Raw genomic sequence first — 21,044 nt, 5'->3', positions numbered from 1 at the left:
CGTCTCAGGGCGCATCAGGACGTGGACGCGGCAGGCGCTTGGAATCCACGGAGGACCTGGCGGATGGCGGTCTCGATGAACGCGTCCGGGTCGATGTGCACGTCCACGCGGTCGGCCAGGAGCAGCGACACGGTGCCGTGCAGCGACGCCCAGACGGCGCTCGCGGACACCCGGCTGTCGTCCACCTCGAAAATGCCCTGGTCGACGCCTTCGTCAAGGGCCCGGGCAAAGAAGTCCAGATTCTCACGGGCCGCTCGGTACTTTTCGGGCGGATAGCGTTCCATCCGCTCCGGCCGCAACTGGAACATAATCTCGTAGTACTCCGGGTTTTCGAGCCCAAACTCGACGAAGCATTCGCAGAGGGCGTGGAGACGCTGAACCGGGGACTCAGGGTGTTGCGCCGCCGCGTCTCGGAGACGATCCCGCAACGCCATCATGCCCTCGTGGATGAGGGCGTGGAGCAGCGCGTCCTTGCCGTCGAAGTGAAGGTAGATGCTGGTGGCGCTGTAGCCAATGGCGTCGGCAATCGTGCGCATCGACAGCGCCTTATAGCCCTCCTGCACGAGCAGGTGACGCGCCGTATCCAAAATGTGGCGGCGGAGTTCGGCTTCCTCCGACCCGTCGGTCGCCGTAGTCATGCGGGGACGCACCTCGTGACTGGATGATGCGATGGGGCCGCGAGCACACGACGGTCCCCATTTCTACGAGGCAATGTACTACACGATCGGCACTGATCCAACCCCACGTTGAGCACGCCCGCAGCTTCTCCCCCGGTCGCTTCCAGGCTCAGGCTCCGGTCTTGTACAGCGGGGCACAGCCTCCGGCTCCGCCCTCCCGGGCCGCCTCCGCAGGACCTACTGGAAGTTGAACAGGAGCGAGAACCGGAGGGTGTTGGCCAGGGGACTTTCGTCCTCCGCGGTGTAGAGGTAGGAGATGTCCACGCCGACGATGTTGTACCGGAGCCCGGCCCCGAACGTAAGGAACTGGCGGTCCCCGTTGTCCGGATTTTCGTAGTAGTACCCCGTCCGAAGCGCGAACAGGTCGCTGTACCAGTACTCAACACCCGTCCCGACCGTGAACTGCTCCACGAGAGACAAACTGGAGGCCTCCCCATTCGGCCCGACCTGCCCGCGAGCCGCCCCCCACGAATCGAAGAGTGCCTCGAATCCTGTTTTCCCAACCCGAGCCGTGTCGCCATCCACGACCCTTCGCTCCGTGCTCACCAGCGACTTGTTGAAGTCCGTAGCGAAGGTCAACGAATTGTATTCGTCAAAGTCGATGGTCAGGGCCGGACCAAATCGCAGATTCGCGGGAATGGGGTCTTCGTCCGGGCTGTTTTCGTTGAAGTCGAGTGTTCCTCCTAAGTTTGCGATATTAAGGCCGGCGGAGAACGTCGCGTCCGCCCCGCCCAGCGCAAAAGGGGCCGACCGGTACAGCGCCGAGATGTCCGTGGCGAGCGTAGCTGCGTTTCCTTCTCCAGTTCCCTCTCGTAGACCAGAGGTGAGTTTCGAGTGGATGTATCGGAGCGAGGTCCCCACCCCCAACCGCTCGGACACCTTCACGCCGTAGGACGTGGAGATGGCGAGCTGGTAGGAGTTCGTCACACCGAGCCGGTTCCCTGACGGGTCGCGGATCTCGGTCTCGCCGAGATTGAGGTACTGGACGTTGCCCCCAAACGTCCCGACGCCATCGACGTGGTACGACCCGACGAGGTATTCGTAGAACAGGTTGGCGTTGAATTCCGGAAGCCAGTTCGCGTGCGTGATTCCGACCTGCGTGTCTTGCTGGAACGCAAGGCCGGACGGGTTCCAGAAAATCGTATTGGCGTTGTCGGCGGTGGCCACCCCGGCGTTGCCCATCCCGGCCGCTCGGCTGTCGGGCTCAATGCGGAGGAAGAGGGCCGAGGACTGGGCGACCTGTCCGTGGGCCGGCACCGTCAGCCCCCCTACGAGGAACAGTCCAAAGGCGACAACGAACCAGCGGGGCGCGCGAGAAAGAACCTGATCAGCCATAGGAGAGGAGGATTGATCGCGTACAGAGTGAACGTCAACGCCGGATGCGACGAGAGCACATCGGCCTTCCGGGCACTCGCGGGCGGGCGGGATACTCCCCCTGGACCAGCGCACCGTGCCGCCCCGGGATTCGTCGGCGCATGGGCCCGGATTAGCTCGAGATGCCTCTCGTGCAGCTCAGTTTGTGCGGCGTCGTCTGTAGCGTTCGTGGATCAACAGGCCGTGGCGGGTTTGCAGGAAAAACCGACGGAGGGATCGATCATATCGGGAAGTATTTCACCACCCGGTATGAATGTAACAGCCATTCTGGACATATTCCAAACACAAAAGATGCCACGGCTACTTGGTAGCCGAACGGCGCCCGCGAGTTTCTTTCCTGGTTCTCCTCATGCTTCCTCCTGATCTTCGAGCGCGTCCCGGAGGCGGGTCAGCCGCTGGAGGGATTCCGCCATGCGCTGGCTGGCTTCCTGGATGTCCTGGGCCGACGAGGCGAACTGGTCGTCGAGCTCCTCCTCTCGGCTCAGTTCAAGTAAAAACTGCGCGTTTCCCGAAATGATAGAGAGGGGGTTGTTGAGATCGTGGTAGACGGTGGACAGGGCCTCGTGGAGCTCGTCCGTCGTTTCGGGCTCTTCGAAGTCGCTCATTTTATCGGGTCGCTACTGGCGGAATGGAGAGGGGATGATGTGAGGTGGGGGGTCTGTCCGAAGCCGTCGCAGAACCTCACAAAGCGTCGAGGGACCGTTCATTGACAACCTGCACGCCGCGGTCGGTGCGTTCCACGTCGGCAACCGCAACCTCCGGATCGTGTTCGAAGAACAATTTCCATTCCGAATCCGCCGCCTGCTCCAAAAACTCGCCTTTCTCTTCGATCGTCCGGAGCGGGCGGACATCGTAGGCCATCGTCCAGGCCGGAGAAAGGTGGTGCGTGGTCGGCAGGAGGTCCGCCACGTAGACGAGGGTCGTCTCGTCGTCCCGCACCGTTACGGTTTGTTGCGCCTCGGTGTGGCCGTGTACGAGTGACACGTCAACGTGCGGAAGGAGCGTCGTCTCCCCCTCCACGAGGTTGAGCTGACCGGCCTCTTCGATGGGGGCGAACGTATCGGAACGAAAGGACTGTTCCTCTTTCGGGTTCGGGTCGGCGGCCCAGTTCCAGTGTCGTCGCTGGACGTGATAGGTCGCGTTGGGAAAGGCAACCGCGGGCTCGCCATCGATCCGCCGTGTGCTTCCGCCCGCGTGATCGAAGTGGAGATGCGTGAGGACGACGTCGGTCACGTCCACCGGCGCCACCCCGTGTGCTGCGAGCGAGCCCTCGAGGGTGGCCCCGCTGTGGTCCACCGCGAAGATGTCCTGAAACTTCGTATCCTCAAACGTATCGCCGATGCCGGTGTCGATCAACACGACGCGACCGTCCCCAATCAGCAGGAGGCACCGCATGCTCAGCGGGATGCGGTTCTGCTCGTCCGGCTCGATGCGCTGCGACCAGAGGGGCTTCGGCACGATTCCGAACATGGCACCGCCGTCCAGTCCAAAGCGACCGGTGTCGACGGTGTGAAGCGTGTAGGGACCAATTTCGGGCATCGGGGGACCAGCGCGTTCGTGACGAGAGAGGGGAACAGGTAACCTCTCGAACACAGGCCCCAATGTCCATGGGGGCTAGACCTCTTCGGGCGGAAAGTCTTTGAAGTGCCCGTTAGAACGAATGCGCCGCCGCACTCCTTCCTGCTCTTCGATGCGGGGGATGATCGACTCGAAGTGGTGAATGAGGTAGCGGATTCGTTCGTTCTCGGTTCTTCCTTCGAGCACCTCTTGCTTCTGCTCCCCGTCCAGGGCCCCGTTTTGGGCCAGGACGAACGACAAGCGGTCCACATCCTCGTACAGGTCCGGGCGAACGGTGCGGCCGGCCAGTTCCAGCAGCTTCATGTGTTGCGTGATGGCCCGCTCTTTCAGGTCGAGGTCGACGGTCGTGTCCTCGTCCTCGATCAGCGCGACATCGGCGGTGTAGTAGCTCGCCTGGTCGTCGCGGACGGTGTCAATCTGGAATCGCTCTTCGCCGCGCACCACGATGTCCGAACGCCCATCGTCGTACTGCTTCACGACCTCCTCGATGCGGGCCGTCGTGCCCACGTCCGCCCACGACTCCCCGTCGGTCCGGACGATGCCGAAGGGCACCTCATGCTCCAGGCAGTACGCGGTGAGGGCCCTGTACCGGTCCTCAAAGATGTGGAGGGTCAGCTGCTCACCCGGGTACAGGACGAGGCTCAGCGGAAACAGGGGAAGGGAGTCAATCGAGTCCATGGAAATACAACACCTAATGTCGTAGAGATAGCACCCGAGCGGACCGGTTGGACAGGGTCATCTCGGGGACAGGCCGACAATCGTTCCTCGTACTGCACCCGGAAGGCCTCTCCTGAAGGGATTCGTCTCGCACCGGGCCCGGTGTGCGAGTGTGTGCCGGCCTCATCATTCGATTGGGCTCAACGAGCCCCCGAACCCGGAGTTCGACACCCGCGGCTAAAGGATCATTTTCGTTTCATCCCAAGATCAGCCCCCCGCGTGCCCGTCATCGGACGGGCCGGCCTCGGGGGCCATCTCGTCGGCTGCGGCCAGCGGGTGCAACGTGCCGTGTTCGAGTCGTAGAACGCGCCCGGCCACCTCGGCCAGGGACGGATCGTGCGAGGCCAGCACGAAGGTGTGGTCCATCTCTCGGCTTAGCCGCTCAATCTCGCGGTGCAGGGGCTCGGCCGTGCGGGCGTCCAGGTTGCCGGTCGGTTCGTCCATGAGCACCAGCGCCGGCTCGTTCATGAGGGCCCGGGCAATGGCCACTCGTTGCTTTTCTCCGCCCGAGAGGGTCCGGGGCCGGTGGTCGGCACGGTCGTCCAGGCCCAACAGGGCGAGCAGTTCGTGGGCCCGCGGCGTGACGTCCGCCAGGGAGCGGTGTTGGATGAGGGCCGGCATGGCCACGTTTTCAAGGGCCGTAAACTCCGGGAGCAGGTGGTGGAACTGAAAGACGAACCCGATCGACCGATTGCGGAAGGCCGCGAGCTCCTCGTCGCTCTTCGCGAAGAGGTCCGTCCCGGCAAACCGGACCGTGCCGTCGGTCGGCCGGTCCAGCGCCCCCAGCAGGTGAAGGAGCGTGGACTTTCCGGTTCCACTCTCCCCCACGATGGCGAGAATTTCTCCCTCCTGTACGGCCAGATCGAGGTCCCGAAGCACAGTGAGGGGCTCGTCCCCCCCAGTGTCGTATTGCTTGAGGAGGGCGTCGACCTGAAGCAGCGGCGTGTCCACGGCGAAAGGCAGAATAAACGGCGACAATGGAGTGGTGAACACAAGCCCTTGGGTTGCAGCCCCCCGATGCACGCCCTGTTTCGGCACATCGGGAGCCGGGCCCCTCGCTAGTCCCCCCGCTCAAGCCCGAACTTGTTGAGCTTGTTGTAGAGGTGGGATCGCTGGATGCCGATCGTTTCGGCCGTCTGGCTTACGTTCCAGTCGTGTTCGTGGAGCTTGTGCTGGATAAAGTGCTTTTCGAACTGGTCGCGGGCGTCACTAAAGTCGTTGTACGCCTCGATGAGCTCTTGGGTCGGGCCGTCCCCGTTTCCGCCCGGCTGCACAAATTGATCGATGTCGTCCCCCTCAATCACATCGCCCTCAACGAGAATGAGGAGGCGCTCGATGACGTTGTGCAGCTCGCGGACATTCCCCCGCCAGTCGTACCGCTGCAGCCGCTGGATCGCCTCTTCCGCGAAGTCCTTCGGCGGAAGGCCGTCGCGCTGGGCCACCCGCTCGGCAATGTGTCGGGTCAGCGGGGGGATGTCTTCCCGCCGGTCCCGGAGCGGGGGCACATCGATGAGGATGACCCCGATGCGGTGATAGAGGTCCTCCCGGAACCGTCCCTCCTCGATCTCTTCCATCAGGTCCTTGTTGGTGGCGGCCACCACCCGGACATCGACCGAAATGGTGTGCTCCCCCCCGACCCGCTCAATTTCATGCTCCTCCAGCACGCGAAGCACCTTCGCCTGCGCCGAGAGGCTCATGTCCCCGATCTCGTCCAAAAACAGCGTGCCCTCGTGGGCCTGCTCGAACTTGCCGATGCGCTGCTCCGTGGCCCCGGTAAAGGCCCCCTTCTCGTGCCCAAACAGCTCACTCTCGATCAACTCACTCGGGATCGCAGCACAGTTTACCTCCACCATCGGTTCGTCGGCCCGGCCCGATTTGTGGTGCAGCCACTTGGCCACGAGCTCCTTGCCGGTGCCGTTCTCGCCGGAGACGAGCACCCGCGCCTCCGTGGGGGCCACCCGCTCGATCGTGTCCTTGATCGCTTGGATCTCGTCGCTCTCCCCAATGATCGGGGGCAGGTCCCCGGTGTTCTGCTCGGTGATCGTCTGTCGCATGCGACGGTTCTCGACCTCCAGCTCCCCGTGGTCCAGGGCGTTGCGGACGGTCACCAGCAGGCGGTTGAGGTCCGGCGGCTTTTCGATAAAGTCGAACGCCCCCAGCTTGGTCGACTCCACGGCGGTCTCGATGGTGCCGTGGCCGCTGATCATGAGGACCGGCACCTCGTAGCCCTCGTCGGCGATCGTTTCGAGAACCTCCATGCCGTCCATCTTCGGCATCTTCACGTCGAGGATCACCAGGTCGTAGGCATTCTCGCGGAGGGCCACCAGCGCCTCCTCCCCGTCGACCGCCTCCTCCACGCCAAAGTCCTCGTACTCCAAAATTTCGCGGAGCGTCCGCCGGATGCTCGCCTCGTCGTCTACGACCAGAATCGTGGGCATGCCGCCAAAGGAGACTCGTCCACAGGTAAAACGTGCGGGAGGTCAGAGGGCCGGCCGGCGGCACGGGGACGCTCGGCGCCCCGAACGCTGCCCCCTCACATGCTGCCGCCCCACTCTCGGAATGCCCGGCCCCGGACCGAAGAGGCGACTACGACGAGGATGTGCTACCCTGGTGCACCTTCGCCCGCGCCAGGTACCGTTCGGCGTTGCTGGCCTGCTCGGAGTCCGGGTACTCCTCCTGAATCCGCTCGTAGACCCCAATGGCCGCCTCGTACTGGCCGGCCTCTTCGTAGGCCTGTCCCGCGTTGAGCAGATATCGGGGGGCCGTCAACTTATTCTGGTACTGTGAGGCGGCCTGCTCGTAAAGGCCGCCCGCCCGCTCGAAGGACCCCCGGGTTTCCTGAATGGCCGCCTGGGCCGCGTACGCGCTGGCGCCAATAAAGTCCTTCTCTTTCTCGAACCGCTGATAGTAGGTGAGCGCCCGGTCGTACTCGTCCCGCTGGTAGAGGGCGTTTGCGGCGTAGAAGGTAGCAAGGTTGCCCGCGTCGGTGCCGCCGTAGTCGTCGGCAATCGCGAGAAGCCCCGCCCGGTCGCCCGTCCCGTCGAGGGCCTGCTGAAAGTTGCCCTGCTCGTACACCGGGAGAATCTGACCGAGCTGCTGGTTGGCCGCCTGTTCTTGCTGTTGATGGTAGTAGATGTATCCCGGAATGGCCAGGATCAACACCAGAAGCGCCACCCCGAGCCCCTGCGCGAGTTGCTTGTACTCATCGTAGAACAGAAGGGCCCGCGCGTAGAGGTCGACAAAAATGTTTTGCCGAAGCTCTTGGCGACGCGATGTCTTTTCGGGCGTTTTGAGGGCAGCCATGTCCAGCGAGAGGGTCCGAAATCAAGATAACGCGAGAGGACGGATCGTCGATGGAGGGCGTCCACACGAACTGATCCGCATTGGGTATCGAATTCCGTTTAACGTGCCGTCGTTCATTCGTTTCCCCCGCGACCAGGCCGTCCCGGGGCGGGCCCGGTTTTGCATGTGATCTTTACCGAAGAGACTTCCGGCTCTTTTATACCTTAACGACGCGATACGCATAGCGCATTTGCCTCACCGCACGGGAGGGTTACGTTGCCTCCTTGGGGCCGTCGTCACTGCGGCGTGCCTTCGCCTCACTGTTGAACTGAGACGACTTCTACCCCCTTATGTCAATCAAGCTTGGAATTAATGGATTTGGTCGCATCGGGCGGCTGTGCTTTCGTGCCCTCCTGGAACGGGAGGAGGACGAGATCGAGATCGTAGGCATCAACGACCTAACAGACGCCGAGACGCTGGCCACCCTGCTCAAGTACGACTCGGTCCACGGGCAATTCCCCGGCGACGTGCACCTGGAGGACAGCACCCTCGTGGTGGACGAGCAGGAGTTTCCCGTCTTCAGCAAAAAAGACCCGACGAACCTTCCGTGGGGCGACCACGACACCGACGTGGTGATCGAGTCCACGGGCGTGTTCCGGACCTACGACAAGGCCTCCCAGCACCTGGAGGCCGGCGCGGACCAGGTCGTCATCAGCGCCCCCGCCAAGAGCGAGGTGGACGCCATGGTGGTGCTGGGCGTCAACGACGAGATCCTCACCGGCGACGAGAAGGTGGTCTCCAACGCCAGTTGCACCACCAACTGCCTCGCCCCGCTGGTGAAGGTGCTCGACGACGCCTTCGGCGTGGAGAGCGGCCTCATGACGACCGTACACGCCTACACCGCCTCCCAGAACATCGTCGACGGCCCCCACGGCGACCTCCGCCGCGCCCGGACCGCCGCCGAGTCCATCATTCCCACCACCACGGGCGGCGCCAAGGCCGTCGGCAAGGTGCTGCCCCACCTCGATGGCGCGCTCGACGGCATGGCCATGCGCGTCCCGACGCCGGACGGCTCGGTGACCGACCTTACGGCGGTCGTGGAGCAGGACGTGACGGTCGAGGACGTCAACGAGGCCTTCTACGAAGCCGCCAACGGCGCGCTCGACGGGATCCTCGCCTACAGCGACGACCCGATCGTCTCGCGTGACATCATCCACGACCCGCACTCCTGCATCTACGACGCGCCGTGGACGAAGGTCGCCGGCTCGCAGGTGAAATTGGTCGGCTGGTACGACAACGAATGGGGCTACGCGAACCGGACCGTGGATCTCGTGGAGCGGCTCATGAACGTGTAGCTGTGCCCTCGTGCCGCCCCGCGGCCCCGGCTGCAGCCCGCGCGGGGCGGCATGACCCATCGCCCGTTCTGTCGCCCAACTTCCCCGTTCCATGCATAAGTTAACCCTCGACGACGTCGACGTACGCGGCCAACGCGTCCTCATCCGGGTCGACTTCAACGTGCCGCTCGACACCTCCGAGGACGGAAGCCCCTGCGTGGGGGACGACACCCGCATCCGTGCGGCCCTTCCCACCATTCGCCACGTCCTCGACCACGGCGGCAAGGCCATCCTCGTGAGCCACCTGGGGCGTCCGGGCGGTCAGCCCGACCCGGACCTGAGCCTCGCCTGCGTGGCGGATCACCTCGGCACCCTCATCGAAGAACGGGTCCGGTTCTCCAGCAACACGGTGGGGGATACCGTCGAGGAGGTGATCAACGGCATGAGCGAGGGGAGCGTGATCTTGCTGGAGAACACGCGCTTCGACGCCGGCGAGAAGGCGAACGACGAGGCCTTCGCGACGGCCCTGGCCAACCTGGCCGACGTGTACGTCAACGATGCCTTCGGCGCGGCCCACCGGGCGCACGCCTCCACCGCCGGGGTGGCCGAGTTCATGGACGTGGCGGCCCTGGGGCGCCTGATGGAGGACGAGATTGAGGCCCTGACGCGCGTCCGGGACGACCCGGCCCATCCCATGGTTGCCATCCTCGGCGGCTCCAAGGTCTCCGACAAACTGGGGACGATCCGGGCCCTGTCGGAGACGGCGGACCACCTGCTCATTGGGGGCGCCATGAGCTACACCTTCCTCAAGGTGCTCGGGCACGAGGTGGGCGCCTCCCGCGTGGAGGCCGATCGGCTGGACACGGCCGAGGACCTGTACGAACAGGCCGAGGGGACCATCACCCTCCCCACGGATCACGTCGTGGCCGAGGCGCCGGAGGCCGACGCTACGGCCTCGGTCGTGGAGGGGGACATCCCGGCGGAGCTCATGGGCCTCGACATCGGCCCCGCCACCATCGACGCCTACCGCGACCGCATCCTCGGCGCGGCGACGGTGGTCTGGAACGGGCCCATGGGCGTGTTCGAGGTCGACCCGTTCGCGGACGGCACGACCGCGATCGCAGAAGCCATGGCCGACGCCACGGACGACGGTGCCTTTTCGGTGGTCGGGGGCGGCGATTCGGTGTCGGCACTGACCCGGTCCGGGTGCGACGACCGCATCAGTCACGTCTCGACCGGCGGCGGCGCCCTGCTTACGTTTCTCGAGGGCGCCCCCCTTCCCGGCGTTGAGGCCCTCACGGATGCCTAGCCCATCCCGGCGTTCCTTTATCTTCCCGACGGCCCGCTTCTTCCCTTGATCGATCTCCTCCTCCAGCTCGGTGCCCCGCAGGCGTGGCTCGACTCGCCCGGCCTGCAGGTCCTTCTGCTGGGGGCGGTGCGGATCGTCATTATTCTCGCCCTGGCGGCGCTCGTGCTCGCCCTGGTCCGGCGGGGGACGGAACGGTGGATCGCGACCGTCGCGGACCGTCCGGCAACCGACCCGAAGCGCCAGCGGGCCGTCACGCTCGGCACCCTGCTCCAGTCCACGGCGGGCTACGTCGTATGGGCGGTTGCGGGCATCATGGTGCTCAGCGAAGTGGGGCTCGACATCGGGGCGCTGATTGCCACCGCCGGCATCGCCGGTCTCGCCGTGGGGTTTGGGGCCCAGACCCTCGTGAAGGACGTCATCGGGGGCATTTTTCTGCTCTTCGACGACATTCTGCACGTCGGCGACCTCGTCACGATTGACGGGCACACCGGCACGATCGAGGAGATCGGGGTGCGGCTCATCAAGCTGCGGAAGTTCGACGGCGAGCTCGTGATGATCCCCGCCGGGGAGGTGCGCACCTTCGGCAACAAGAGCGTGCAGTGGGCCCGCGCCATCGTGCCGGTGGGGCTCAGCTACGAGCAGGACGTGGACGCCATCCTCCCCGTCATGGAACGCGTTGCAAACGAGTGGGTGGCTGCACACGAGGAAATTGTCCTGGACGAGACGCCCCAGGTACAGGGACTGATGGACTTCGGCGACTCGTCGGTCACGGCCCGGGTCGTGGTGCGCGTAACGCCGGGCGAGCAGTACGCCGCAGAACGAGAGCTGCGGCAGCGCCTGAAGCGCGCCTTCGACGCAAAGGGCATCGAGATTCCGTTCCCGCAGCGCACCATGCACGTCGCTCGGCGTGAGGCGCCGGCCCGCCCCCCTGGGGCAGGCGACGCACCAGATTCTCCCACGTCCCCGGAACCGGACGCGAACCAATAATCCCCATGCCCGCCCTCTCCGTCTCGTCGCTGTCGAAGACCTACCGCACCGGACTCCTACGGCGATCGACGGTGCAGGCACTCGACGGCATTTCGCTCGCGGTGGAGGAGGGCGCAATTTTTGGCCTCCTCGGCCCCAACGGCGCGGGGAAAACGACCCTCGTCAAGATTCTGCTCGGGCTCGTCCGCCCCTCCGGCGGCACCGCCCGCCTCTTCGGCCGGCCCGCCGGCACCCCGGCCGCCCGCCACCGGATCGGGTTCGTCCCCGAGAACCACCGCTTTCCGGGGTTCTTCACGGCCACCCAGACGCTTCACGCCTACGGGCGCCTGGCCGACGTGCCCCGGGCCAAGCGCAATGACCGCATTCCCCAGCTGCTGGACCGCCTCGCCCTCGACGGGCGGGGCGACACGAAGGTGAAGACCTTCTCGAAGGGCATGCTCCAGCGACTCGGGCTGGCCCAGGCGCTCCTCAACGAGCCCGACCTGCTGTTCCTCGACGAGCCAACCGGCGGCGTCGATCCGGTGGGGCGCCGCGCCATTCGGGACATCGTGCTGGAGCTGCGGGACGAAGGCAAGACGATCTTTCTCAACTCCCACCTTCTCTCCGAGGTCGAAAAGGTCTGTACGCAGATCGCCATCCTGCGGAACGGAACGCTGGTCCGGCGGGGGAGCGTCGAGGAGCTGACCGCCGTGGATCGGGTGTACGACCTCGTCGCCACGCCCGTCCCCGACTCGCTCCTGAACACGTCCGAGCTTCCCCTGACCCCCGGGCCCGACGGCTCTTCCGCAGCGTCGGGCCTCGATCAGTATCGGGTCCACGCCGACGACCGGACCACCCTCAACGCGGTCGTGGACCGGTTGCGCAGTGCCGACGTGGAAATCGAGTCCATTACCCCCCTCCGGCAGTCCCTCGAAGACTACTTCATCGACGTGGTCGATTCCCCAACCTGAGCGTCATGCGCCCCCTATTCGGTCTCGTTCTGATTACGTTCCGGGAGCTCTGGGCACGGAAGATCGTGCTGGGGCTGTTCATCGTCAGCTCCCTGGTGCTGCTGGCGGTCACCTTCGCCCTGAACCTAGACGTGGTGGAGGGGTCGCTCGCGGGCATCCGCCTGTTCGGCCAGGAGGCCGCCCCCGAGGACATGGGCGGGGAGGACGCACCGCCGCTTACGCTTTCGCGCGTGGTTGTCGCGGTGGAGTCCGTCGTGGCCGGCGTGGCGTACTGGATTGGCATCCTGCTGGCGCTCTTTGCCTCCGCCTCCCTGTTTCCCGACCTCCAATCCGACGGGCGCGTGGAGCTGCTGCTGTCGAAGCCCATCGGCCGCCTGAACGTGTTGCTCGGCCACATGCTGGGGGTCTGGAGCGCGATCGGCATCCTCGCGGTCTACCTGCTGGGCGGCGTGTGGGTCATCATGTCCCTCAAAACGGGGGTGTGGAATCCGCGCTTCCTCTTCTCGCTGCTCCTGGTCGTGGGCATGTTTGCCGTGATGTACGCGGCCGTCATGCTGATGGGGGTCTGGACCGAAAGCACGGCGCTGGGGCTCATCGTCTCGTACGGCCTCATCTTCGTCTCGATGGTGCTGGCCGCCGCCGACCAGATCGGCCCCACCCTCGGCCCCGTCGGCCGCCCCGTCTTTTGGGGGCTGTACCACGGCCTGCCCAACTTCACAGAAGTCACGCAGATCGTCTCTACCCTGGCGAAGGGCGAGTCGGTATCGTCCTGGTATCCGTTCGTCTCGTCGCTGCTCTTCGGCGGCGCCGCCTACGCGGTGACCGGCTACTGGTTCGTGCGGCGGGACTTCTGACCGTGGGGGCGGCCCGTTTCGCTCCGGGCGTGGACTTCCCCCACCGCATTTCCTATTTTTAGGCCCATCGCCCATCCACGGTCCGTCCCCCCATGATCTACCAGACGCCCGACGCCCTCGACCTCCAGCTCGATCGAATTCCCTCGCTCCCCCCTCCGCGGCGCGTCGTTCTAACGACACCGACCCACTTCGACGTCGAATACGTCATCAACCCGCACATGTCGGAGAACGTGGGCGCGGTGAACACGGACGTCGCCTGGCAGCAGTGGAAGGCCCTCCGCGCCGCCTACACGGCCCTCGACCACACGCCCGTCCTGGTCAACGGCCAGTCCGGGCTGCCCGACATGGTCTTCTGCGCGAACCAGACCCTCCCCTTCTACGACCCCGCGTCCGACTCGAAGGGCGTGGTGCTCAGCCGCATGCACAGCGAACAGCGGGCGGACGAGGTGCCGTACTACGCCCGGTTTTTTGAGGAAGAAGGGTATGCCGTGGACACCCTGCCGGAGGACCTGGACGCAGACTTCGAAGGCATGGGGGATGCCCTCTGGCATCCGGGCCATCACCTCCTGTGGGGCGGGTACGGCTACCGGACGAGCCCGGAGGCGTACGAGGCACTCGGGGACCTGCTCGACGTGCCCATTGTGGCCCTCCGCCTCGTCGACCCGGACTACTACCACCTCGATACCTGCCTGTGTCCCCTGGACGCCCGGCACGCACTCGTGGCCCCGGAGGCCTTCGACGACGCGGGCCGTGCCCTCATTGATGCCCTCTTCGAAACGGTCATCGAGGTGCCGGACCACGAGGCGCGGCACCAGTTTGCCTGCAATGCCCACTGCCCCGACGGGGCGCACGTCCTGATCCAGGAAGGCTGTGAGGGAACCAACGCCCAACTGCGGAATCACGACTTCGTCCCGGTGGAACTCGACACCAGCGAGTTTATGAAGTCCGGCGGGTCGGTCTTCTGCATGAAACAGATGATCTGGTGAGGGCACATAGGGGGTCGCGCCCCTAGACATGGGGTGCTGCACAATGTGGGACGCGTGGGGAGATGCCTCCAGAACAGCCCCCAAGCACCAACACGTGTCCTCGGTGCCTCGACGCCCCTAGCGCTCCTTTGTCACAACGCCCGACCGCGTCGGCGTGATTGCCCCACGGCTCGTCTCGATTATCATCCCGACCCTGAACGAGGAAGACGCGATCGCCCCCACGCTGCGCCAGGCCCGTCGCCAAGAGGGGCCCGTTGAGATTCTGGTCGCGGACGGGGGGTCTACCGACGACACTCGGTCGGTGGCACAGGCCCGCGGCGCGACCGTCCTGCAGGCCCCACGGGGCCGGGCGCCCCAGATGAACCACGGGGCCGACTGCAGCAGCGGAGACATTCTTCTCTTTCTGCACGCGGACACCCGGCTTCCCCCGAACGGACTATCCCGGATTCGGCGGGCCCTGGCCGCACCGGATGCCATCGCCGGCACGTTTCGTCTGCGTTTCGACGACCCGACGCCGCTTCTCCGCTTCTACGCGTGGTGCACCCGATGGCCGTGGATTCGTCTCTGCTTCGGCGACCGGGGCCAGTTCGTGGAGCGGTCGGCGTTCGAGGCCGTGGGCGGCTTCCCGGACTGGCCCCTCTTCGAAGACCTGGAGCTAGCCGCCCGGCTTCAGGGACACGGAAGGTTTCGTTTTTTGGACGCGGCCGTCACGACATCGGCCCGCCGGTTTCGGCGCCACGGCCCGCTCCGCCAGCAGCTCCTCAACCTGTACCTGTGGGGCCACTACCTGTGGGGCACCGACCCGGACCTGCTGGCCTCCCTGTACCCCGACCGACTCGGCCCCGTCGACCAGCAGCCCCGTTCCTGACGGATGGCCGCCCCAATATGAATACTCGACAAACACGCTTGAATTAATACGGCTTACGTAGTACTAAGAAGATAGTAATAACACAAAAAGGCACTGATCCATGCAGCGAAAGTCCCTGACCCATCTTGGCGAAACGGAAATGGAGGTCCTCCATCACGTGTGGGACCTCGGCGAGGCCACTGTCGCCGACGTGCGCGAACGCATCCTGGAGGACCGCGACGTGGCGTACACCACCGTCATGACGGTGCTCAAGACCTTGGCCGAGAAAGACTACCTCGACTACCACAAGGAAGGCCGCTCGTACGTCTATCAGCCCGCGGAGGACCCGGACGCCGTACAGCACAGCCTGTTGCGACGCCTCATGGACAAGGTTTTCCAGGGATCCCCATCGGCCCTGGTGCAGACGCTCGTGCGGCGGGAGGACCTGAGCGACGACGAGCGGGAAGAGATCAAGGCCCTCATCGACGCCCTCGACGAGAAGGACCCCGAGACCGATGATGCAGATGATTCTTGACGGGCTCTCCGCCCTCGGCACGGCCACGATCGATCCACTGTGGCGCCCGGTTCTGGCATGGACTGCCCTTGCCCTCCCTCTCTGGGCGCTCCTCCGGTGGACGGATCGGCTGCACCCGAACGCCGAGTACCGCCTCTCGCAGCTCCTCCTTGCGGCCCTGCCGGTCGGTATTGCGGCGGTCGGCGTCATCGAGATGCTGCCCGACGCCTCAGAGTCCGCCCTGCGTCCTGCCCGGTCGGTCGTCGCGTTGCCGGCGATCGAGACGGGCCCCGTATCGGTCCCGGCCGGCTCATGGACATGGATGCACGCGGTGGGGCTTCTTACTGTCGGCGCGCTGGGGATTGGCCTGTTCCGCCTTGGGCGCCTCGGGCTGGACGTGTTGGTGTCAAGCCGCGTTCGTCGGCGCCTTGACACTGCGGTGACGCCCTCCCTGGAAGCCGAGGTGGATCGCCTTCAGGAGCGGCTCGGCGTCCGTCGCTCGGTCCAACTCTGCATTTCGCCGGACGCGACCGTGCCCATGACGCTCGGCGGCCGCCGCCCTACGGTTCTGGTGCCGGAGCGGCTCGCTGCGGCCCCCGACAAGCTCCGCATGACCCTCCGCCACGAGCTCGTCCACGTCCGCCGGTGGGACGACTGCGCGCAGCTGCTCGAGCGATTCGTCGCCGCCCTGTTCGCCGCGCACCCGCTCGTGGGCCGCCTCCGGCGGCAGATTGGCGAGGCGCGGGAGCGGGCCTGCGACGCGGCCGTCCTCGACGACGGGGAGACGCCCGCCGGCGAGTATGCCCGCCTCCTGACCGCCTTCGCGGACCGGGCCTCCTCTCCGCGCCGCAGTGCCCTTTCCCTTTCCGAATCGCCCTCTTCCCTCATCGACCGACTTTCCGCCATGCGCTCCTCAATACCCTCTTTCCTCACGTCTCGTGCCGCCCTGGGCACCGCCCTCGTGGCGGTCGGCCTCACGCTTACGCTGGGCGTGGTGGCCTGCTCCGATAGCGTCGGGCCGTCCTCCTCACCGGAGGAAGCCACGGAGTCGTCCCCCTCCACGGCGGCGGACGACGATGAGGTATACATGGTCGTCGACGATCCACCGGAACTCGAGGGGGGCATGAAGGCCCTCCAGCAGTCGGTCGAGTACCCTGAGGTGGCGAGGGAGGCGGGACTCGAAGGACGGGTCATCGTGCAGTTCGTGGTCGACGAAGAGGGGACTGTGACAAACCTCAGGGTCACTCAGGGGGTCGACAAGGTGCTCGACGAGGCCGCGATTGAAGCGGTGGAAGAGCAGACATTCACGCCGGGCCGACAGGACGGCGAGCCCCGGAAGGTCCAGATGTCGCTGCCGGTCACCTTTCGGCTCGATGACGGCTCCGACGGGGAAGCGAATGAATCCGGCGACGATGCCACTACGTCGAGCGCCGCGTCCGAGGCCAATTCCGGCGGTCGCCTCTTCGAGAAGGCCGGGATTCAACGTGTCCGCGTCCTTATGAACGAAGAGGGCCGTCTCCTCATCGGCGACGAACCGGTAGAGATGTCCAGCTTGACCGACGCGGTCCGCCAGCGCATCACCGCGGATGCCGCCCGGGCTGCACTTATCTATGCCGACGGGGCGCCCGGCGACCGCATTGACGCCGCCGAAGCCAGCCTCAGGGCACTCGACCTCCAGATGGTCTACATCAAGCCGGCAGCGTGAGGGGCCCGCCACGGATCCGTCGCGACCTCCACGCGCAGAGGCGCCGAGTCCCTATCGCGGGGCTCGGCGCTTCTGTCTCGTGGTTCATATTCTACCGCACCACCTGCCGCGCCGGATGGTTGGGGTCGGCCTCCGTGAGTCCGCGTTCCGCCGGGTCCCCGTCCCGGCGCAGGCTTCGGTTCCAGAACCAAATGACGATGCCGAAGAGCAGAGCCGCCCCGAAACTCATGAGGCCGTTGATCCCGGCGATCCGGATTTGGGTGTCCACGACCGGTGTCGAATTGATGGCCTCCGTCACCACGATGGACCGGCTGCCCCCCGACATCACCCGCACCTGCAGGGTCTCTCGTCCCTTGAGGGCGGGCACGATGCCGTGAGGCAGCGAGAGCCGTTCTCGCGTGAGCGTGGAGCCGTCGGGCATCGGGACGCGGAGACTCACGTAGTCGTACGTCACTTGCGTCCGGTTTGAGGCGTGGACCGTCTGGACCTCTGCGGTGGCCGTGGTGCCCTGGGTCTTGGTGCTGTGCAGGTCGTACGCCACCTTCCCCTGGTGCAGCGACAGGACCACCATCAGGACGGGGACAAGCCAGGCAGCACGGGCAATCCAGCGGATCATCGGAAGCGAGTTGACCTAACGAGAGGGAATGAAGTAAGGAATGGGTCTGTACGGTGGCGGCCTACAGTCGATCGGGGGGCGTCGGGGATTGTGCATGAAAAGTCGCCCCTGGCCCGCTCTATGACAAAAAGAGGTACGGCTTCCAGGTGTCCTCGATCTCACCGGCGAAGTCCCGCAGAAACATCACGTAGCTGGGCCGGAACGGCTGGCGTGCCAGTTCCATGTCTGCCTCCTCGGGCGTCGAGTCTCCCTTCTGGTTGTTGCAGGTGACGCAGGCCGCCACGAGGTTCTCCCACGTGTCGCGCCCGCCCCGAGACTTGGGCACCACGTGGTCGATGGTCAGGTTGCTCTGGGCCCCGCAGTACTGACACGTGTTGCGGTCCCGCTTGAGGACGTTCTTGCGGGAGAGCATGACGCGCTTGTACGGGACGTTGGCGTACTGCTTCAGGCGCACGATGCTCGGCCACGGCAGCTCCACGCTCGGCGAACGCACGTACCGATCGTCCGCCGATTCCACGAGGTGTACCTTCTGCAGGTGCATGAGCACGACGGCCCGCTGCACGCTACAGACGGTGAGGGCGCTGTAGTCCTGGTTTAGCACGAGAACATGCCCGTTCATCGGCAACGAGCCTCCCGTGCAGTGCAGGACTGTCGTTCACGCCCCACTTCGGTGGGGACGGGACGGACCTGTGGCACGACCTGTGTAGAATCAGTTCGGAAGAGGAGAGCCTCCACCGGCATGCCCGGTGATTATTCGGGATGTCAACGCTGCAAGCAGAGCCAAAAGTTCACGATGCCGTATCAAAGGGTGGGGCCCTTTGTTTCCCCGCGAGATGCCCCGTAAGTCCGCAGGCCTGTAACGTTTCTCTTTTCGTAAAGCCTGGGTCACGGGTCCGTCGTCCCTGCTCCCTCCTCCTGTCTCAACTCGCGCAGGACGCGGCGCCACGCCGGCGGGGGATCGGCCTCAAAGCGAAGGCGCTCTTCCGTGGTGGGATGGTCGAAGCCCAAACGATATGCATGAAGCGCGGGATGAGGCAGGGTCTCGAAGAGCTGGTCGTAAAAGGTCCGACGGGTCCCACTCTGCGTCCCGTACCGGACCCGCTGCCCGCCGTACTTCGGGTCGCCGAGGAGCGGGTGCCCCTGGGCGCGGGCGTGGACGCGAATCTGATGGGTCCGCCCCGTTTCCAGTTCGAACTCGACGACCGACGTGTGCGCGTGGGTTTCGACGGTCTCGTAGTGCGTCCGGGCCCACTTGCCCTCGTCCTCGGGCACCACGGCCATCCGCTGCCGGTGGTGCGGATCCCGCCCGATGGCCCCCTCGATCGTCCCATCCGACGGGGCGAAGCGTCCCCAGACGATCGCCCGGTACCGCCGGTCCACCGTATGGGCTTTGAACTGCTCGGCCAACGGCTGGTGGGCCCGGCCCCGCTTCGCCACGACCAGCAGGCCGGACGTCCCCTTGTCGAGCCGGTGCACAATGCCGGGGCGCACGACCGGGTGGTCCGGCGACTGCGGTAGCGCATTGACCAGGGAAAGGCCGACCTCGTCCTCCGACACCTCATCCCGCTCGTCGTCCGCGGCCACCTCGCCCCCGTCTACATGGTGCAGCAGGGCGTGCACGAGCGTGCCCGACCGGTGGCCCGGCGCCGGGTGCACCACCATGCCCGCCGGCTTGTTCACCACGAGCAGGTCGTCGCCCTCGTGGACCACGTCGAGCGGAATCGCCTCCGGCTCGGCCTGCATCGGCGGCTTGCGGATGAGCCGGAAGACGATCTCGTCGCCCGGCTCCACCCCGTACGACTTCTTGACATCCGTCCCGTTCACCTTCAGGTGGCCCTTCTTGATCGCGCGCTGGATCTTGGTGCGGGACGCCTCCGGGTAAAAGCGCGTGAGGTACTTGTCGATCCGCGGCCCACCGGTTTCGGTCTCCGGCACAACCACCTCAACAACGTTCTCCTCCCGACGGACGTCGGCCTCGTAGTCGGCTGGGTCAAATGCGTCCGGCGTCTGTGTCATGACCTGCCCTATGTCCTTACTGTGCGTGAAGCGTAAAGCATGAATAGTGAAACATGAAAACGGGGGCGGCTCGCCGATCACGCGTCACGCACCACGGAGCAACGACCGTTCGTCCGTGCTTCCTCTCACCGGAACGAGTCAACAGCGTCGAGAATGGCGCCGAGGTCAGATTCATCGTTGTAATACGTCGGCGCGAGCCGGAGCTTTTGGTTGCGCACCGCCCCGGTAATGCCGTGTGTCTTCAGGTGTTCGAGCAGGGCCTCCGGGGCGTCCGGCGCGACCGTCACGATGCCGCTTGCGTGGGCCGGGGCATCGGTGCCGTAGCGGGGCAGTCCGCGGTCGCTCAGTTCGTCCGCAAGGATTGTGGAAAGCCGAAGCACGCGCTCCTCACACCACTCCGGGCCGGCGTCCAGATAGAGGCCGAGGGCCGCGTGCAGGGCCGCCACGCCCACACTGTTCAGGGTGCCGGTCTGGAACCGGCGGGCGTCCTCGTGGAACGTGAGCTCATAGTCGTCGAGGTTCGCCCAGTCGACCGGCCCGTGGAGCCAGCCGGTGGGCGGCCGGAGGTCGTCCTGAAGCGCCTCGTCGCAGTACAGCACGCCGATCCCCTGCGCGGCCATCAACCACTTGTGCCCGCCGGCGGTCAGGAAGTCGATTCCCGCCGCCTCCACGTCCACCTGTAGGGCCCCGAGCCCTTGAATGGCGTCCACACAGAAGAGCACATCGTGCTTTTCGCACAGCGCGCCGAGCGCCTCCAGGTCGGCCCGAAAACCCGAGAGGAAGTGCACCCAGGAGACGCTCAGCAGCCGCGTCTCGGGCCGGAGGGTGTCCTCCACGTCGTCGACGGTGTACGCCCCCTCCTCCGTCGGCACGAAATCGACCTCCACACCTTCCGCCTCCAGATTCAAGAAGGGATAGACGTTGGTCGGAAATGAGCCGTCAGGAACCGCGACGCGATCCCCTTGCTCCCAATCGAACCCACGGGCCAGCACGTTGAGGCCAGTCGAGGTGTTGGGGACGAACTCGACCTGACTCGATTCGGTGCCCAGCACCGTCGCCACCCGGTCTTTCGTTTCCTGAATCACGGGCAGGAAGGACTCGAAGTTTTCGACGGGCGCCTCCGGATCGGCCCCGTGCCGTTCGCCCACGTACGTGTCGATGGCCTCGCGCACCGGCCGGCTCATGGGGCTCACCGCCGCGTGGTTGAGGTACGTCTGGTGCTCGGTGTGGGGGAAGTGCTCGCGGAGCGCTTCGGGGGTCATGGAGAGCGGGATCCCTTTACGAGAAGCAGCGACACT

21 protein-coding genes are annotated in these 21,044 nt (G+C 65.5%); 9 read left to right on the top strand and 12 right to left on the bottom strand.

All coding sequences use genetic code 11. From position 1 onward, the window contains the following. Positions 1-14 precede the first annotated feature (14 nt). The 8 genes from SRU_RS06450 to SRU_RS06415 all read right to left on the bottom strand — a co-directional run bounded on the left by SRU_RS06450 (position 15) and on the right by SRU_RS06415 (position 7,649). On the bottom strand, positions 15-638 hold the full coding sequence (locus SRU_RS06450) for a TetR/AcrR family transcriptional regulator (protein WP_011403961.1): 624 nt from the start codon (positions 636-638) through the stop codon (positions 15-17). A gap of 216 nt (positions 639-854) precedes the next feature. Continuing rightward, a complete protein-coding gene (porV, locus tag SRU_RS06445; protein WP_118828838.1) occupies positions 855-2,012 on the bottom strand; it encodes a type IX secretion system outer membrane channel protein PorV in 1,158 nt (385 codons plus the stop codon). 386 nt (positions 2,013-2,398) lie between these two features. Next, a complete protein-coding gene (locus SRU_RS06440) occupies positions 2,399-2,656 on the bottom strand; it encodes a histidine kinase dimerization/phospho-acceptor domain-containing protein (protein ID WP_011403959.1) in 258 nt (85 codons plus the stop codon). A 76-nt stretch (positions 2,657-2,732) separates the two neighbouring features. Next, positions 2,733-3,590 (bottom strand): MBL fold metallo-hydrolase, encoded by an 858-nt coding sequence (locus tag SRU_RS06435; RefSeq protein WP_043552193.1) that lies wholly within the window; start codon positions 3,588-3,590, stop codon positions 2,733-2,735. A gap of 75 nt (positions 3,591-3,665) precedes the next feature. Further along, on the bottom strand, positions 3,666-4,307 hold the full coding sequence (locus SRU_RS06430; RefSeq protein WP_011403957.1) for an LON peptidase substrate-binding domain-containing protein: 642 nt from the start codon (positions 4,305-4,307) through the stop codon (positions 3,666-3,668). A gap of 246 nt (positions 4,308-4,553) precedes the next feature. Continuing rightward, on the bottom strand, positions 4,554-5,297 hold the full coding sequence (locus tag SRU_RS06425; RefSeq protein WP_162713377.1) for an ABC transporter ATP-binding protein: 744 nt from the start codon (positions 5,295-5,297) through the stop codon (positions 4,554-4,556). 107 nt (positions 5,298-5,404) lie between these two features. Further along, positions 5,405-6,784: a sigma-54-dependent transcriptional regulator gene (locus tag SRU_RS06420; protein WP_011403955.1), complete on the bottom strand. Its 1,380-nt coding sequence runs from the start codon at positions 6,782-6,784 to the stop codon at positions 5,405-5,407. 148 nt (positions 6,785-6,932) lie between these two features. After that, complete coding sequence (locus tag SRU_RS06415; protein WP_118828837.1) at positions 6,933-7,649, bottom strand: tetratricopeptide repeat protein; 717 nt, start codon at positions 7,647-7,649, stop codon at positions 6,933-6,935. 329 nt (positions 7,650-7,978) lie between these two features. On the opposite strand from SRU_RS06415, the gene gap reads away from it, so the two are divergent. The 9 genes from gap to SRU_RS06370 all read left to right on the top strand — a co-directional run bounded on the left by gap (position 7,979) and on the right by SRU_RS06370 (position 17,114). Further along, positions 7,979-8,983 carry a type I glyceraldehyde-3-phosphate dehydrogenase gene (gene gap / locus SRU_RS06410; protein WP_011403953.1) on the top strand — a complete coding sequence of 335 codons (1,005 nt, stop codon included), beginning with the start codon at positions 7,979-7,981 and terminating at the stop codon, positions 8,981-8,983. 91 nt (positions 8,984-9,074) lie between these two features. After that, positions 9,075-10,271 (top strand): phosphoglycerate kinase, encoded by a 1,197-nt coding sequence (locus SRU_RS06405; protein ID WP_011403952.1) that lies wholly within the window; start codon positions 9,075-9,077, stop codon positions 10,269-10,271. Positions 10,272-10,316: 45 nt separating this feature from the next. Continuing rightward, entirely contained in the window at positions 10,317-11,258 is a 942-nt protein-coding gene (locus SRU_RS06400) for a mechanosensitive ion channel family protein (protein ID WP_011403951.1), read from the top strand. Between the two features lie 5 nt (positions 11,259-11,263). Next, on the top strand, positions 11,264-12,208 hold the full coding sequence (locus SRU_RS06395; RefSeq protein WP_011403950.1) for an ABC transporter ATP-binding protein: 945 nt from the start codon (positions 11,264-11,266) through the stop codon (positions 12,206-12,208). Positions 12,209-12,213: 5 nt separating this feature from the next. Next, complete coding sequence (locus tag SRU_RS06390) at positions 12,214-13,062, top strand: ABC transporter permease (RefSeq protein ID WP_013061729.1); 849 nt, start codon at positions 12,214-12,216, stop codon at positions 13,060-13,062. Between the two features lie 92 nt (positions 13,063-13,154). Continuing rightward, a complete protein-coding gene (locus SRU_RS06385; protein WP_011403948.1) occupies positions 13,155-14,048 on the top strand; it encodes a dimethylarginine dimethylaminohydrolase family protein in 894 nt (297 codons plus the stop codon). Between the two features lie 154 nt (positions 14,049-14,202). Beyond that, positions 14,203-14,916, top strand: a complete 714-nt coding sequence (locus tag SRU_RS06380; protein ID WP_011403947.1) for a TIGR04283 family arsenosugar biosynthesis glycosyltransferase — start codon at positions 14,203-14,205, stop codon at positions 14,914-14,916. Between the two features lie 100 nt (positions 14,917-15,016). Beyond that, complete coding sequence (locus SRU_RS06375; RefSeq protein ID WP_011403946.1) at positions 15,017-15,430, top strand: BlaI/MecI/CopY family transcriptional regulator; 414 nt, start codon at positions 15,017-15,019, stop codon at positions 15,428-15,430. Then, positions 15,414-17,114, top strand: coding sequence for a M56 family metallopeptidase (locus SRU_RS06370; protein WP_237702004.1), 1,701 nt, complete (start codon positions 15,414-15,416; stop codon positions 17,112-17,114). Before SRU_RS06375 ends, SRU_RS06370 begins: the two co-directional genes overlap by 17 nt. 91 nt (positions 17,115-17,205) lie before the next feature. On the opposite strand, the gene SRU_RS06365 is transcribed toward SRU_RS06370, so the two are convergent. The 4 genes from SRU_RS06365 to SRU_RS06350 all read right to left on the bottom strand — a co-directional run bounded on the left by SRU_RS06365 (position 17,206) and on the right by SRU_RS06350 (position 21,008). Beyond that, on the bottom strand, positions 17,206-17,730 hold the full coding sequence (locus tag SRU_RS06365) for a hypothetical protein (protein WP_013061725.1): 525 nt from the start codon (positions 17,728-17,730) through the stop codon (positions 17,206-17,208). Between the two features lie 118 nt (positions 17,731-17,848). Next, entirely contained in the window at positions 17,849-18,349 is a 501-nt protein-coding gene (locus SRU_RS06360) for an HNH endonuclease (RefSeq protein ID WP_011403943.1), read from the bottom strand. A gap of 266 nt (positions 18,350-18,615) precedes the next feature. Then, positions 18,616-19,746, bottom strand: coding sequence for an RluA family pseudouridine synthase (locus tag SRU_RS06355; protein ID WP_183956865.1), 1,131 nt, complete (start codon positions 19,744-19,746; stop codon positions 18,616-18,618). A gap of 125 nt (positions 19,747-19,871) precedes the next feature. Continuing rightward, positions 19,872-21,008, bottom strand: coding sequence for an aminotransferase class V-fold PLP-dependent enzyme (locus SRU_RS06350; RefSeq protein WP_118828835.1), 1,137 nt, complete (start codon positions 21,006-21,008; stop codon positions 19,872-19,874). Positions 21,009-21,044: the final 36 nt, after the last annotated feature.

It is taken from the genome of Salinibacter ruber DSM 13855, assembly GCF_000013045.1.
GTDB classification, from domain to species: Bacteria; Bacteroidota; Rhodothermia; order Rhodothermales; family Salinibacteraceae; genus Salinibacter; species Salinibacter ruber.
Note: the sequence above shows the minus strand (reverse complement) of the source record. Positions and strands in the feature narration are given on the sequence as shown.

What these genes read in the sequence shown, in the direction of transcription:
- SRU_RS06360 (WP_011403943.1), bottom strand. Translation starts at nt 18,349, where the DNA reads ATGAACGGGCATGTTCTCGTGCTAAACCAGGACTACAGCGCCCTCACC.
- SRU_RS06440 (WP_011403959.1), bottom strand. Translation starts at nt 2,656, where the DNA reads ATGAGCGACTTCGAAGAGCCCGAAACGACGGACGAGCTCCACGAGGCC.
- SRU_RS06370 (WP_237702004.1), top strand. Translation starts at nt 15,414, where the DNA reads ATGCAGATGATTCTTGACGGGCTCTCCGCCCTCGGCACGGCCACGATC.
- gap (WP_011403953.1), top strand. Translation starts at nt 7,979, where the DNA reads ATGTCAATCAAGCTTGGAATTAATGGATTTGGTCGCATCGGGCGGCTG.
- SRU_RS06375 (WP_011403946.1), top strand. Translation starts at nt 15,017, where the DNA reads ATGCAGCGAAAGTCCCTGACCCATCTTGGCGAAACGGAAATGGAGGTC.
- SRU_RS06390 (WP_013061729.1), top strand. Translation starts at nt 12,214, where the DNA reads ATGCGCCCCCTATTCGGTCTCGTTCTGATTACGTTCCGGGAGCTCTGG.
- SRU_RS06435 (WP_043552193.1), bottom strand. Translation starts at nt 3,590, where the DNA reads ATGCCCGAAATTGGTCCCTACACGCTTCACACCGTCGACACCGGTCGC.
- SRU_RS06385 (WP_011403948.1), top strand. Translation starts at nt 13,155, where the DNA reads ATGATCTACCAGACGCCCGACGCCCTCGACCTCCAGCTCGATCGAATT.
- SRU_RS06395 (WP_011403950.1), top strand. Translation starts at nt 11,264, where the DNA reads ATGCCCGCCCTCTCCGTCTCGTCGCTGTCGAAGACCTACCGCACCGGA.
- SRU_RS06450 (WP_011403961.1), bottom strand. Translation starts at nt 638, where the DNA reads ATGACTACGGCGACCGACGGGTCGGAGGAAGCCGAACTCCGCCGCCAC.
- SRU_RS06420 (WP_011403955.1), bottom strand. Translation starts at nt 6,784, where the DNA reads ATGCCCACGATTCTGGTCGTAGACGACGAGGCGAGCATCCGGCGGACG.
- SRU_RS06365 (WP_013061725.1), bottom strand. Translation starts at nt 17,730, where the DNA reads ATGATCCGCTGGATTGCCCGTGCTGCCTGGCTTGTCCCCGTCCTGATG.
- porV (WP_118828838.1), bottom strand. Translation starts at nt 2,012, where the DNA reads ATGGCTGATCAGGTTCTTTCTCGCGCGCCCCGCTGGTTCGTTGTCGCC.
- SRU_RS06350 (WP_118828835.1), bottom strand. Translation starts at nt 21,008, where the DNA reads ATGACCCCCGAAGCGCTCCGCGAGCACTTCCCCCACACCGAGCACCAG.
- SRU_RS06405 (WP_011403952.1), top strand. Translation starts at nt 9,075, where the DNA reads ATGCATAAGTTAACCCTCGACGACGTCGACGTACGCGGCCAACGCGTC.
- SRU_RS06355 (WP_183956865.1), bottom strand. Translation starts at nt 19,746, where the DNA reads ATGACACAGACGCCGGACGCATTTGACCCAGCCGACTACGAGGCCGAC.
- SRU_RS06430 (WP_011403957.1), bottom strand. Translation starts at nt 4,307, where the DNA reads ATGGACTCGATTGACTCCCTTCCCCTGTTTCCGCTGAGCCTCGTCCTG.
- SRU_RS06415 (WP_118828837.1), bottom strand. Translation starts at nt 7,649, where the DNA reads ATGGCTGCCCTCAAAACGCCCGAAAAGACATCGCGTCGCCAAGAGCTT.